Genomic DNA, 15,248 nt, shown 5'->3' on the forward strand with positions numbered 1-15,248 from the left:
ACCTTACAATTTTATGAATCGTTCAATCTTCATTCAGAATATCATGCAACGGAAATATATTGTTTTACACCTGCTCGTTCTCCTCGTTTTCTCGACGGGCTGCGGCAAAAAGCAAACCGCCGCAGCGGAATCAGAAAAGCCCGAAACCGAAACGGCGTCTGCGGATCACGTGAACCTCAATGAAAGCCAACTCGCAGCTTTGGGAATCGCCACGGGAAAGGTAACTCAACGCGCGATGCGCAGCACGATTGTCGCCAACGGCGTTTTGGATGTGCCGCCGCAGAACATGGTGAGCATCGCGGCGCCATTCGGCGGATTTTTAAAAAGCACGAGTCTCTTGCCTGGCAGCCGCGTCTCCCGGGGGCAGGTTGTCGCGACGCTCGAGCATCCTGATTTTATCACGATGCAACAGGAATGGCTTGAAAACAAAAGCCAAGCGACGTTTCTGGCAGCTGAATTTGACCGGCAAACGGCACTCGCCAATGAAAATGTGAATGCGCGCAAAAGCCTGGAAAAGGCCAAGGCCGACAACGAAGCGATGAAGGCAAGGCTTGCCGGACAACGTGCAAAGTTGGAGATGTTGCACATTGACATGGACAAATTGGAGCGCGGCGAAATCGTGCGAGAGGTGAAACTCTTTTCACCCATCACAGGCTACGTGACGCAGATGAATGTGAACATCGGATCCTACGTGCAACCCACCGATGCCTTGTTCAAGATCGCGGATACGGGGCATCTCCATGCCGAATTGACGGTTTATGAACAGGATATTCCCAAGCTTGCCATCGGTCAGAAAGTTATCGTAAAAGTTGGGAATGAGACCAAGGACCGCATGGCGACGATTCACTTGTTGGGCCGTGAGGTCGGCGCTGATAGAAGCGTGAAGGTGCATGTGCACTTTGACGACGAAGACCAATTGCTGATTCCGGGAACCTTCCTGAAAGCGGAAATCGAAGTCATGAGTCAAAACGCAACCGCGCTGCCAACGGATGCCGTGGTGCAATTCGAAGGCGGGGACTATGTCTTTGTAGAATCGGGAAAAGCCTCGTTTGACTTTGTGAAAATCAGCAAAACCGGGGCAGACAGCGGCTTCGTTGAGGTCCAACTTCCCCAAAATATTGGTGCAGAAGCCAATATCGTCGTGAAAGGCGCTTATGGATTGCTGACCAAGCTGAAAAATACAGAGGAAGAATAAGCAACTCGCAAAGAATTCAAAGATGCCTTGCGGCAGGGAACGGTCCTGTTGCAAGGCGTTTTTTTTCCACATTCATCGATCCCACCCGTCAGGGAACGTGGACCTGCCGATTGGAAGCAACTACTGAATGCGCTGTAACAACTTTGAAATAAGGAATACAGATGCAAGAAAAACCACCATTTTCTTTCTAAAAAGTGCCTCTAATCCCATTTTAATTAGATACATGTGGATTCTTTCTTCTACCACACAAAGAAGTCCTGTTAAGAAATTACAAATAAATTCTGCATATTCGACCTTTGGTAGTATCTGATAGGTGGTGTTCAACAAAATTTGGATCGCGCATGAAGCTTGAATTACGCTATTTCTTTGCTTTTTTTCTGTTTTTGGCCGGATTGGCGACACAAGTTCAAGCCTCCCACTCCATGGGTGCCGACTTGACCTATGTACAAATCGGGCCAAATCAGTATCGTGTGCGGCTTTCATTTTACCGTGACTGCTCCGGAATCACACCTTCGTTTTCCTATTTCATCAACGCCAATTCCGTTTCCTGCGCACAAAGTGCATCGGTGACCCTCAATCAGGTTTCCTTTGTGGAGGTCTCTCCGCTGTGTGCCGCACAGTTGCCCAACAGTACCTGTAACGGCGGCACGCTTCCGGGGGTACAACAGTACATCTTCGAAGGCGACATCACATTACCTGCTGCTTGTAATGACTGGCGCTTCTCGATGTCGGAATGTTGCCGCAACTCGGGAATTACCACTTTGTCAAACCCTGGAAGTGAAAACCTGTACGTGGATGCAACCCTGAACAATCTGGTTGCAACGACCAACTCTTCCCCGCAATTCACCTCCTTGCCCGTTCCCTACATTTGCGCTGGCCAATCCTATATCTACAACCACGGCGCCATCGACCCTGACGGGGACTCCTTGGTGTTTTCGCTTATCAATGCCCAGGGTGCCTTTGGTGTGTCTGTGGTCTACGGCGGTGGATTTTCCGGACTTAATCCGATGACTTCCGTTCCAGCGGTGACGATCAATAGCGCCAACGGAAACGTAACAATGAACCCCACTGTTCCTCAAATTGCGGTGATTGCAGTACTTGTCCAGGAATACCGCAATGGTGTTTTGATCGGAACGACCACGCGTGACATTCAGGTCACAGTGCTGAGCTGCACCAACAATTCACCTTCGATCAACGCGATCACGGGTGTGGTCAATGCAACTCAAACCGGACCCTTCAGTATCCAAGTTTGTCCTGGGCAAACGTTGAGCTTCAACATCCCGGGTGCAGACGTCGACTTGGGTCAGACAATTACTTGGAGCTGGAACAACGGCATTCCGGGCGGTGTCTTTACCGCGCCTGCCGGTCCATCCCCACAAACCGGCACCTTTACCTGGACGCCAACCGGCGCTGACGTGGGTCTGAATTCGCTGGTGGTTCAATTGCAGGACAATGGTTGCCCAGTTTTGGGTTCGCAGACACGCGCGATCGACATTACGGTGTTGCAAGGCACGACGGCAGGTCCAGACCAAGTGTACTGTACTGGCGGCGGCCCCGTACCGCTCAACGTTATTGGCGGAACGACCTTTACTTGGAACATTCTTTCCGGGACCCCGGGAAGCCTCAGTTGCACCAATTGCGCCAATCCCAATGCAACCCCCTTGATTACCACCACCTACGAAGTGGTGAGCAACCTGCCCGGCCCCTGCAAAAACCGCGATACCGTGGTAGTGACACCTGCACCAACCTTTACTTTGGCTATGGGTCCACCTGTAACCATTTGTACGGGCGGCGCAACCAACCTTTCTGCAGTGCCTTCTCCTGCTGGCGTTTACACCTACCTTTGGTCTCCCAACACGGCATTGTCTTCGACGACGATCAGCAACCCATCCGCCAATCCAACGAGCAACATTACCTACAATGTCTCGGTGACATCAGCCGCGGGTTGCCGCATAACCGGTTCGCAGACAATCACCGTATCCAATCAGGTGCTCAGTGTTGCTCCGACGGCGAATCCAACTCAATCGTGCTCGGGTGCACCCGTAACACTGAATGCCAACGTTGGCTCTGGTAACTGCAATCAATATACGGTTGCCAATATCGCGCATTCCCCTACCATCATCGCCGGTACACCGGTCGTGCTCGGTGATGACCAAGTGAGTGGTGCGATTCCCCTTGGATTTACGTTTAATTTCTTCTGCGTCAACAAGACGGAGGCCTATATCAGTTCGAATGGCTTCATTACCTTTAATGCTGCAAGCGGATCGGGATGTTGCTCAGGCGACATCCTACCGACACTAAACCTAAGTGACTTTATTGCCGGAAGCTGGAACGACCTTTACCCGCCTGCGGGTGGCTCGATCAGCTATCAGACCACTGGATTTGCCCCCAATCGCGTTTTCATTGTTGATTTTACCAACATCAACCATTGCTGTTCTGCGGGACCGATCAACACCTTCCAAATCAAGTTGTTTGAAACTACGAATGTCATCGAGATTCATTCGACTTCGATCACGGATGATGGCAGCACGCATACCCAAGGCATACAAGATGCATTGGGCACGTCATTTGCCGTTCCAGGTCGTTCCGGATCCAACTGGACCGCTACCAACGATGCTTACCGCTTCACACCGGTGACGCCGTTGCCTGTAACGATCAACTGGCAGGCACCTTTGGGCAGCACCATTGCAACGGGCAATTCCACGATTGTAACGCCTGGAGCCCCTACCACATATTTTGCGGTAGCTTCGAATGGTGTTTGTAGTGCAACGGCTTCCGTTGTGGTGGATGTAGCAAACGTAAATGCAGGCATTGACCAAACGGTTTGCCCCTCTGGAAGCAATGCCTCCTTGAATGCAGTTTACTCCGGTCCGCCCGCACCTAGCAATTGCAACCTTTACACTGCCGCAGCGATCGGCTATGCCCCGACCGCCATTGCAGGTACACCTGTCGTGCTGGGCGACGACCAAGTGAGCGGAGCCATTCCGATCGGCTTTACCTTCAATTTCTTCTGTCAGCCCAAAACCGATCTTTACATCAGCTCGAACGGCTTCGTTACTTTCAACGGCGCAAGCGGTTCAGGATGCTGTTCAGGATCGACGCTACCAACAGGTACCATTACCGACTTTATCGCCGGCTCGTGGAATGACCTGTATCCACCTGCCGGAGGTAGCATCAGCTATCAGCTTACCGGCATTGCGCCTAACCGCGTTTTTGTAGTGGATTACACCAACATTAACCACTGCTGCTCTGCGGGTCCGATCAATACGTTTCAAATCAAGTTGTTCGAAACAAGCAACAATATCGAAGTCCATTCCACCACGATCACCGACGACGGCAGTACCCATACCATGGGTATCCAAGGCGCATCAGGCACAGCGGTGGCGGTTCCCGGACGCGACGGCAGCAATTGGACGGCGACCAACGATGCCTTCCGTTTCACCCCTCAGGTCGGGGCTGTCACATATTCTTGGTCACCTGCGACCTTCTTGACCTCCACGACCGTCAACAACCCCAACGCCAACGGCGTTACCGCTTCCACGACCTACACCGTGACCGTCAACAATGGGACTTGTACCATGACCGACCAAGTGACGGTATTTGTTTGCATCCTCGCTGTCGACCACGTCCAATTGGATGCTGAAAAAGACGGTCAGCGTGTAAAACTGCACTGGGACGCCATCAACGAGGAAAATCTCAGTCACTACGTCATCGAGCGTAGCGGTGATGCCGCGACTTGGACAGAGATTGGAACGGCACAGGCTATCGGGCTTCAAGGCGCGACACAGTCCTATGATCGCTTTGACGAAGCACCGCTCGGCGGCGTGAACCATTACCGCCTGCGCCTGATCGACATCGATGGACAAGTGAGCTTCTCCAACGAGGATGAAGTGCTCTTCACAGGAAATGAGTGGGTCAATGTGTCACCCAACCCGGGATACAACGTTTTCAACTTCGAAGTCGGCAAAATACTGGATGGAGATTTGGAAATCGAAATCTACACGACCGAAGGTAAATTGATCAAATCCGTATTCGAAGCTGACAGCCCGTCGGGTGTACGTCTGCTGCCTGTGGACTTGGGCAACCTTCCCGGAGGCGTGTACCTGTACCGCGTGCGGACAGGTAGCCAAAACCTCAATGGCCGACTGGTCAAAATGGACTGAGGTCACCAGAATTCGAATTTGAAACATCAGGTTTATACAAGGGGCAGAAGTTTTTCTGCCCCTTGTCATTGGCGGCTGCGTTTGGAAACTTCTTTTTTGTATTTTGCCTCCATAGCGTACATCAATGGATAGATTTATTGGTTTGATCGGAATTGTGGTGATCCTCGGGATTGCCTTTCTTGCGTCCAACAACCGCCGCAAAATCAACATCAGGTTGGTGCTCAGTGGAATTGGGCTTCAGGTCTTGCTCGCCATTCTCATTTTGAAAGTGGAACCGGTGAAACAGGGCTTTCAGTTCATGGGACAAGGCATGCAGCAGATTGAGCATTTTGCCAAGGAAGGTGCAAATTTTGTTTATGGCGGAATTGCAGGCAGCCAAGGCGGTATGCCGCGCGGTGACGCCGCCGACAATACCTTGTCGTTGAAAATTCTTGCCGAAAATGGCATTCCCAAACAGCAGGCCGAAGCAAGTTTGAAGACCATTCAAACCCAACTTGATGGCCTCAAAAAGGTAACCGATTCTACAGTGCTTGCCGGCAAAGGGGTCAATGTTGTGGTTGCTTCCGACACTTTGAAGCCGTTTGGTGACCGCCTTTCGGCCATGGGTGCGATCGTGCCGGATTCGGCGACGATGGCGGCGATTTTTGGTGCGACGAATATGCCTTCGGCGGCGATTTTGATCGCCAACCAAGATCGGTATGTCGAGCCGGTGGCTGATTTCCGCGCACCGACATCCTTTGTATTTGCCTTCAACATCACCGCGACGATCATTTTGGTTTGCGCCTTGGTGGCGATCATGTACCACTTGAAGGTGATGCAATTCTTGGTGAGCATCGTCGCCAAGGCGATGAATTTCATCATGCGCGTGAGCGGCGCGGAAGCCTTGAGCAATGTTGCTTCGGCATTCGTAGGCCAAATCGAGGCGCAGGTGATGATCCAACCTTATCTCAAAGGCATGACCAAATCCGAGTTGTTGGCGTCGATGACCGGAAGTTTGGCCTGCATCGCGGGCGGAATCCTGATCGTGTACGTGAGCTTTGGTGCCAAAGCTGAATACCTGCTCACAGCAAGCATGATGGCAGCCCCGGGCGCCTTGGTCATTTCGAAGATCATTTTCCCCGAAACTGAAGAAAGCGAGACGATGGGCAATGTCAAACTCGAAGTGAAGTCGCCTTATACGAACCTCATCGACGCAATCGCCCACGGTGCCACCGACGGCTTCAAGATTTCGATGAACGTCTTGGCTTTGTTGCTGGCATTCATCGCCTTGGTTGCCATGATCAACGCCATTTTGGGCCTCATCCCACACGATTGGGCAGGCCAAGCAATCACAATGGACTGGATCTTTGGCAAGCTGTTTTACCCCGTTGCGTGGTGCATGGGAATTCCAGCAGAGGACGTCAACAATGCCGCAACCTTGTTTGGGCAGAAATTGACGATCAACGAGTTCATTGCTTTCAAAAACATGACCGGTGATGTGATCCCCATCGTGACGCCCAAGGGCGAGATGATCACAAGCATCGCGATTTGTGGCTTCGCGAACTTCAGCAGCGTCGGCATGCAAATCGGCGGCATCGGCGCCTTGGCGCCCGAGCGTCGCGCAGACTTGGCCCGTTTGGGCCTCAAAGCATTGCTCGGCGGAACTTTGGCTTCGTATTTGTCGGCGACAATTGCGGGAATTTTGTTCTGAGTTGGATTCGCGGGAAAGTTCAAAAACGACGGGGCTTGGGTCCCGTCGTTTTTTTGTTTTGGCGATTCGCAAGTCCTCATCCATTCAGCGTCCAGTCCCTCAAAGCCCAAATTGCTTCTCAACATTTGAATCTTCTTTCCACTTGCTGCTTCGTTCATCCTCGAAGGGAGTTTTCGTCCCTGCACGCCTAGATCATTCCGCGTAGTGACTTGGTGGCAATAATCAGTGCGTGTGTGAGCATATAATTCGACCAATCGACGCAAACCATCATCGCATCATCCACTACAAACAAAATTGCGTCCATTCGTAAACCAATTCCTGCCATTCGTTTTGCCAATCCCCTTCAAACGCTCGGGAAGGCCATTCTTGCGTTTTTCCGCTGATTTGGAAATTTGGAGAACGGCTTCAACTCCCCTAAACTTGGCGATCGTTTAACTACATTTTGACATGAACGGCATCATTTTCCTTCAAATTATTTTCCAAGATTCAAAAGTTCTGGAAAAACAAACAACCCTGGTTCCGATTGGTCCAGATGGAAAAATCACCAAGGACAAATTCGAAGTCTCCAATGAAGGCTACGCCACGATTGTTGTGGATAGCGAACTCAATAAATTTCCAGCCACTTGGGAGGTTCGGCAGGGCACCAAACGATTGGCCACCCTTTTAATTCCTAACCAAGATACGTTCAAGAAGGTATGGATGGAGCCCAATTCGTCGATGGATCTAGCCAAAATACTTGTATTCAATATTGATGACAAGGGCGTGATCAACCTGACAATTGGAAAACCCAAGCCCCAAGAAGTGAAGCCGGTAAATTATGTACTCCCTATGGTCACAGAAAAATGGATGAAAGGAAAGGCTGTGGACAAGTCCGGTCAAGCCTTGAAAAACACGACGTTCATTGTTTATGTCCAAAAAAAGGCGGAGACACAACATAAGGACATGAAATTCATGCCTTTGTTGAGCGGTACAACCGACCCCATGGGAACCTTTCATGTCAAGGTTTCCACCGCGCTGTTTGAATCTGCCTACGCCACCTTGGGCAATGCGACTACCTCGCAGATTCCGATCATTCTTGAAGATGGAAAACTTCCCGGTTTTGCATTGTTGGTCGTGGAGGATGTCAGCGCAGTGAAAGATGTGGATCCCGAGGACGATTGTGCCTGTCATGCCGTTCCACCTGCCCGCTTGCCTGAAATGGAAGATTTGCTGAGCCAAGACAGCAATTATCAGCAAGATATCGGCGGATCCTGTGTGAATTTCACCACCCCCAACCGCGCCTTGGAGGAATTTTCCTACAACATGGTGGTGCGCCTCACCGATCCCGAGGTCATGAACGCGCCGGGCTATTTGGACAACCTTAATATCCGCATCAAGGAGCTTGAAACAACGCTTGCCAATGCCCTGAAGGAGCAGTCAAAAGGATATGACAGCAAAGCCCTCGTCGGAGATCAAAACGCCAAGGCACCCTCTCCCCTCTTGAGCGAATTGTACCTTTGGAAAGCAGAATTGGAGGCCATCACCAATGAAGCCTATCCCAATTCGGGATTCAAGGAGAGTGTCAAAGGCCGCTCCACAAGCATTGCATTCAACTTGCGTTTTGTAACGAAACCTTCGTCGATCACACCACAATTCACCGAATTGTCCACTGCAGGCGATGTCTACCTCAAAATGCACTTTTCCACCCGCGCAAGCGCGTTGGCCAAGTTGACAAGCATCATTGAGGCACAGATTTCGCTTGATAACAAAGCGGATAAAATGGGCGGAGGGCAATCTTCAGGCGCAAATACAATCACGCCTGACTATGACCGGTTGAGTTTAAACACCGATTGGATGCAGATGGAACTGACGCGTTTGAAAGCGGAACAAAAAGCCGCAACCGAACGCAACAACATTTCCACCATGCGCAAAAAGCTGTCGGTCCAGAATCAGATTCAGTGGGACGCGCCCATGCCTTTGGTTCAGCCGGCAAGTATCGCCCATGGCCACCTGCTGACCTTCAGGCAGGTATGGCGCGCAGACGGCTACAGCATGGGCGATTTGCTCTATTCATTGCCGCTCGCCCCGGGCCAACAAAAGCAAATCGTCATTCACGATTGGGACCGGCGCGAAACCGCTTCCAGGTCGGAAACGCAAAGCCAGTTGGATTCGATATCCAACTCACTCACGCAAGACCGCGATATCAATGAAATTGTGAAAGCATCTCTGCACGAGGATATTGAGGGGCATAGCAAAGCAAAAACATCGGGCATCGGCGGAGGAATGGGGGTAGGAACAAGTGCGGGTGCGGAAGTGCCCATTGGGGGCGTTCCCGTGAATCTGAAAGTCGGATTCAGCGGTGGATTTTCGGCAAGCAAAGGAAAATCAGAATCGTGGGCCGACCAGAAATCTTCGCGCGACATGTCTGCCAATACCATGCAGAAAATTCGCGAAAAGACGATGCAAAATGCATCCTCGTTGCGTTCCAACCGCTCCACGGTCATCACGACGATGTCGCAAAGCGAAAGCACCAATGTCACCACGGAAAGCATCGCCAACTACAACCATTGCCACGCCATTACAATTCAATATTTTGAGGTGTTGCGCCACTTGGCGGTGCACAATGAATTGGCGGATGCACAGGAATGCTTGTTTATTCCGCTTTCCATTTCGCTATTTGATGATGCGAAGGTTTGCCGCTGGAATGATCTTTTGAGGCCTGCTTTGCGTGCTCCCGGCAGTAAATACGACCGGCTTGTCAAAGGATTCAGTGCCATTCGCAGGTATTATGACATTCAAGCGCTTGGCAAATCTCCTGAAGACGTTTACTACAATGTGCCCGCAGGTCGCTATTGCGATGAAAAAATCACAGACTTGAGCGGAAGTTTGCGCCTCAAAATCCACTTTGCATGTCCAAAAAAGGTATTGCAAAATCTGGATGTTTCACAGGCGGAGATCATCTCTAAATTGAATCCCGTAGATGGCCTTTTCCAGCGCGCCATGGGCAACAACGGATTCCAAGCGATCAACCAATTCCTTGTAGATCAAGATGCTGACCGCCAAGCCTGGACAGAACAACTGGGTTTCATCCGCGAAATCGAAGACATCCGCTACAAGGTCAACCGCGTCAGCGATGAGCAGCGCGAGGCCATCTTCCAAGCCGAAATGACGCGCGTGAATGCCGTGGCACAATTTGCAAAACACTTGCAGATATCCTTGGCGAGTCCGACCCAAACACCGATCAGAGTACGCATTGCACTTACGCGGTCAGGTGATGCAAAACGTGCAAAGATGAACGGAGAAGCCACTAGTTATGATTTCTCTTTTCGTAGCGCAAGCAACCACATGATGCTGGAACGTGATCAGATTCAAGCCTTGACCGTGAGTTCCTCGTGGATGTACAGCTTGCCTGATGGCAGCAACTTGTTGCTCGACCATGTCGCTGCGCAATATGAAAACAAGTTCATTTCCGCCAAACTTTGCAATGCCTACCCAGCGGATGACTTGATTGCGGGCGGCAGCACGATCCAAACGCCAATGAGCGAATCCGAAATGGTTTCGCCCCGCGCAGAGGACTTGCAACTCCGCCACGAATTGCTGGACCACCTCAACTGTAATCTGGAGTATTATCACAAGGCCATTTGGGGTCAAATGGACGAGGATCGCCGCTTGATGCTTTTGGAAGGCTTCGAAATTGAGGTGCCGCCCCGTGAAAATCCTGCCTACGTGTCAGGTGGTACCGAGCCACAATTCCTGTTCGGCAACCAAACGGAAGTGCGCAGTGTCGCCTCCCTCGTGGAAAATCGATTGATCGGCATTGCGGGCAATTCCTTGATCATGCCGGTTGCCAAGGGGTTCAACCTCAATCCGATCTTCCGCTATGCCGACGACGAAGTAGAAATTGAAGGCCGGAAAATTTCCAAGCTGATGTCGTATTATATGCCGGAAAAAGGCTTCAAAGAGACCCCATTCCGCATCAGCATTCCGACGAAGGGAGTATTTGCCGAAGCCGTCATGGGTGCTTGCAATTCCTGCGAAAAAATCGACAATACAAGGTATTGGAAATGGGACGAACATCCGATTCCGAATACGCCGACAGCGATTGATTCCGTGAGTGCAGATTCACGTCGTGCTGAACCCAGCCTGCTCAATCCCTCGGCAATGAGCAATGCGCTGATCAGTCAACAAAACGGCCGCGAATATGCGCTTCCTACGGCGTTGAATGCAGCCATGGAATTCCTCAAAGCCAATTCCTTCACCAATATTACGGGATTGGAAGGCAATCAACTCGGAGCTTTGGAGGCGATGAAAGCCAATGCTGAGGCAGCAAAAGAATACGCCAAAATCGCTGCCGATCTCGCAAAATCTGCTGAGATTCCCAAAAATGCTGACGCGGTCGTCGAATCCATCAAAAAGGGAGTCACAGACCCCAAAAAACAACAGGAACTGATCGAGCGGTACTTTGAAGACAAAGTCGGCGGCAACAAAGGAAAAGGCAAAATTACCGGAGGCGAAACCGATGAGGATGAAGCCGAAGTCACAGAATCGGGCATCAAGCAGGCAACGCAAGGTTTGCTCGACGGTGTCCGCAACGCTGCCAAAGGCAAAGCCAAGATCGAGCTTCCCGACGGGACCAAGATCGAGACCGAGCATGAGGGGGTTGGGGCGCCTGGGGAACCTGTGGTAAACGAGGAATGGGTCCAGCTTGAAGAAGAAGCCGTTTACCATATGCCAATTGTTTCCTACTCGGATCGGGAAGAGGGTGTATTGAAAACACAAATCCTAGATGCCAACAATCCTATTGTGTAGTATTACTGTAAAGCAAAAAATATAAAAATATGTCCCCACTAGACGATCGTGAACGTAAAAGGTTAATCGATAAAATAAAAACCCTTCAAGCCAATTATGCCATGTTACAATACAACCTAGCAGTTGGTTTGGTCAAAGATCAAATCAAGGAACGCACGGAAAAGCTTGAGGAACAGGCAAAGACTCAGCGTGAGTTCATCGTAGATTTGGTTGTCTGTTTTATTCCGCTCCCCAAGGTTGTAAAAACCGCTATCGCATCCGAAGCTGTTGTTGACAATATTCGATCAGCGGGTCAAGAACTGATCAAGCATGTCACCAAAGAGTACGTTTTGTCTGATGATGAAAATAAAAAACTTGAGGACTTATCAAACTATGCCTCTGTTATGGCACTTCTTTTCAATGAGAAGATGTTTCGTCTCTATGATTTCCTTGACTTAAATGCCTTGAACCGAAAAACACTTCCAGATGAGCTTGTTTCTGCAGTACATGAAAAATTTCTTCCAGCAAATTGGAATGAAGCAGGGCTTGCGAAAAACATTCAAAAACATTTGGATGTAATGGTGAAGTATTCTGAGGATTACGGGAGAGACTTGGCTGATAGAGATGCCATCATTGATCGTAGCTATGATACGCGGCAGGACAAGATGATTGTACTGAAGCCGATTCTCAATTTTCTTCCAAACGGAGAGATTGCTTATATGCCGGTTTATTGCTTTAGACATCTTCAGAGATATTATCAATCAGGAAAAGTTGTTGCAGGGGATTTTCTTGTTTACTACAATTTGATTCCATTTTGTTTCTTGGATCTAGCAGTGCAGAGTTCTAAAAAGCGCCAGTGCCTAGTTATTGGCGACAAAGCAATAGATTTTAGAAGCAATACATTTTACGAAGACCTCTATGGCCTGTTGGAAGGAACGAAATATAGGTCTGATAAATTTTTGCGCAATCACTTCAAAAAGAGCCTTTTCAGGGAGGTCCATTCCACTTTCTGGGGGCTGCCGTTTACAAATTATGAGCAAATTAAATTTGAGGATCTACCGAATTTCACGATTGAAAATTTAAGTGAGTATTGACTACGAATTGATGCGATACTGAGTGTGTTCATAGTCCCACTTTGTGTCTGGTAGGCCAAACCATTTTCCCATAGTGGGTTGCGATTTACTTGGGGCCTTGATCTTAAGAGGTTCGGAAAGCGGTTTTGTGGCCAATTGCAGCAATTGCGGTATGGTGACAAGCTGGAGTCCTTGGAGCATGCAATGTTTTGTAGGTAGCTTATAATACTTGTCTGCTAATGCAGTGACAATATTTCCTGCCCTAAATGTTCCGATCTGTTGAACTCCCACAAATATATAAACAAAAGTAATCCACTCGTTTTGTGTGTGGGATAAATCCACTCACTTACGCGCGGCCTTCCTTTGAACTGCCTGCCGATCTTGGGCGGGGAGGGGTTTCTGCGCGGTTTTCCTTTGCTTGGGTTCGTTGGGGTCCATGAAAGGATCGGCCGCCTCAGCTGCATCGTCTTCCGCGTGGGCTGATTTCCAGAGCAGAAAGCCAATCGGGAGGAACAGCCAAATGGCGGTGCTACCCACACAATGTGAAAAAGAACCAAGAAAAACTGCGCAACCTTATTCTTGCAACAACCACGCTTGGGTCAAATTTTTCATTCGGATTTCAACTTGCCTTTTTCTTTCTTTTTGAAGTAGCCTTTGAGGAGGAAATTGTGCTGCACGGCAAGCAAGTCTTCGTCCAATTTCAACGAACTGCTCTCCAAATTTTTCAGTGTTTCCTTCAAATGCTTGCCTGCTGCTTCATCGTGCAACAATACGCCCATCGTCGTGTTGGGATTGTTAGTTGTTGCTTTCAAATCAGCAACCAATACGGCTGCGGTATCCGCGATTTGCTGGATTTGCAAGACCGATTTTTTGAGGGAATGGAAGACAACGGTATCCGTCGTCAATTCATTGGCGAGCGTTCCCTTTTTGTTCAATCCCTCTGTGAAGGTTGAAAGCGAACCGATCATTTGATCGGCCTTTCCTGCAGCACTTTTCAGTGCTATGGTGGCCGCGTCGAGCTGAAGGTAGATGTCTTCATCATTCAGCAATTTGCCAACGGTTCCTTCGCCATCTGCAAGTTTCTTGCTGATGCTTTTGAAATCATTGGTGATCTCGAGAATGTTTGTATTGTTGGCCTGCAAAGTGTTGATCATGTCTTCGGTGGTAAATGTCTTTTCGACGCCCAGCGTATCACCTTCGGCAATCTCAGGCAACAATGCAGTTCCCCCATAAATCACGAGAATTTTGTTTCCAATGAGGCCGTCTGTGCTGATTTTAACAAGCGCATCTTTCCGGATATATTGCGTCACACTTTCGTCGATGTTCATTTCCACGAGAACTTTCTTTTGGGAGAAAAATTCGACTTTGCCTACCACGCCAATCTTTACACCGGAAAACCATATATTATTTCCCTTTTGCAACCCACTTACCTCATCAAAAAGGACCATTACGTTGATCTTCGTTTTGAAAGTTTCGTGCAGATTGCCGATGGCGAGAATGCCCACGATGAGAAATCCCAATCCGAAAAAGACAAAGATGCCGACAATGACTGCGCGTTTATTGGATGAATCACTCATGCCTTATTGGATAAAATTGTAATTGTAAAAACTTTTGACCTGTTCGTCTTGTGTGTCAAAGACTTCTTCAAATGTGCCAATCCCGGAAAACTTTCCATCGAGAAGCATCGCGACACGATCGCCGGTTTCTTTGGCACAGGTCAGGTCGTGTGTGATAATGATCGAACTCGTATTGTAACGTTCCTGCACGTCGTTGATGAGGTTGTTAATTTCACTGCAGGTGATCGGATCCAATCCGGCGGTCGGTTCATCGTAAAGCATGATCTCCGGTTTAAGGATCAAGGTACGCGCAATGCCGATTCTTTTCCGTTGTCCGCCAGAAAGGTCGGCAGGCATTTGGCTCATTTTGTCCTTCAAGCCCACCGCCTCCAACACCTCTTCCACTGCCATGGCGACTTCCTTTTTGCTCAGGTTTTTCTTGTTCATGATCAACGGAAACTCAAGATTTTGCCGGATGTTCATGCTGTCGTAAAGCGCACTGTTTTGAAATGAAAATCCAATTCGCAGCCGCAAAGCATTCAGGTCTTTCTCCTTGAGCTGATCCACCCGTTGACCTAATACGACGACTTCGCCGCTATCGGGCTTCAGCAAGCCTACCAAAATCTTGATCAAAACAGACTTACCCGAGCCTGATTTTCCGAGGACTGCGACATTCTCCCCTTTGTAAATATTGAGTGTAACGCCTTTTAATACGTCCAATTCTCCGAATGATTTGTACACATCCTTGAGGGCAATTACCGAGACTTCGCGGTCGATGGTATGAAGAGCGACTTGGGTTTCCAT

At 49.5% G+C, this 15,248-nt stretch carries 7 protein-coding genes and 1 pseudogene; 6 read left to right on the top strand and 2 right to left on the bottom strand.

Annotation, left to right across the window (positions count from 1 at the left end):
* Positions 1-13: 13 nt before the first annotated feature.
* The 6 genes and pseudogenes from IPN95_25055 (at position 14) to IPN95_25080 (ending at position 12,909) form a co-directional block, all read left to right on the top strand.
* Positions 14-1,195, top strand: coding sequence for an efflux RND transporter periplasmic adaptor subunit (locus tag IPN95_25055; protein ID MBK9452639.1), 1,182 nt, complete (start codon positions 14-16; stop codon positions 1,193-1,195).
* 341 nt (positions 1,196-1,536) lie between these two features.
* Entirely contained in the window at positions 1,537-5,358 is a 3,822-nt protein-coding gene (locus tag IPN95_25060; protein MBK9452640.1) for a T9SS type A sorting domain-containing protein, read from the top strand.
* A gap of 124 nt (positions 5,359-5,482) precedes the next feature.
* Positions 5,483-5,728 (top strand): annotated as a pseudogene (locus IPN95_25065) (NupC/NupG family nucleoside CNT transporter).
* Positions 5,729-5,959: 231 nt separating this feature from the next.
* A complete protein-coding gene (locus IPN95_25070) occupies positions 5,960-7,048 on the top strand; it encodes a NupC/NupG family nucleoside CNT transporter (GenBank protein MBK9452641.1) in 1,089 nt (362 codons plus the stop codon).
* Positions 7,049-7,495: 447 nt separating this feature from the next.
* A complete protein-coding gene (locus IPN95_25075; GenBank protein MBK9452642.1) occupies positions 7,496-11,836 on the top strand; it encodes a hypothetical protein in 4,341 nt (1,446 codons plus the stop codon).
* 29 nt (positions 11,837-11,865) lie between these two features.
* The gene (locus tag IPN95_25080) at positions 11,866-12,909 is read left to right on the top strand and encodes a hypothetical protein (protein ID MBK9452643.1); all 1,044 of its coding nucleotides are present in this window, start codon (positions 11,866-11,868) and stop codon (positions 12,907-12,909) included.
* Positions 12,910-13,496: 587 nt separating this feature from the next.
* Here IPN95_25080 and IPN95_25085 read toward each other — a convergent pair.
* Together IPN95_25085 and IPN95_25090 are read right to left on the bottom strand one after the other, a co-directional pair.
* Positions 13,497-14,465, bottom strand: a complete 969-nt coding sequence (locus tag IPN95_25085) for an MCE family protein (GenBank protein MBK9452644.1) — start codon at positions 14,463-14,465, stop codon at positions 13,497-13,499.
* A 3-nt stretch (positions 14,466-14,468) separates the two neighbouring features.
* The gene (locus IPN95_25090; GenBank protein MBK9452645.1) at positions 14,469-15,248 is read right to left on the bottom strand and encodes an ATP-binding cassette domain-containing protein; all 780 of its coding nucleotides are present in this window, start codon (positions 15,246-15,248) and stop codon (positions 14,469-14,471) included.

The sequence above is a fragment of the Bacteroidota bacterium genome, assembly GCA_016718825.1.
Classification (GTDB): Bacteria; Bacteroidota; Bacteroidia; order J057; family JADKCL01; genus JADKCL01.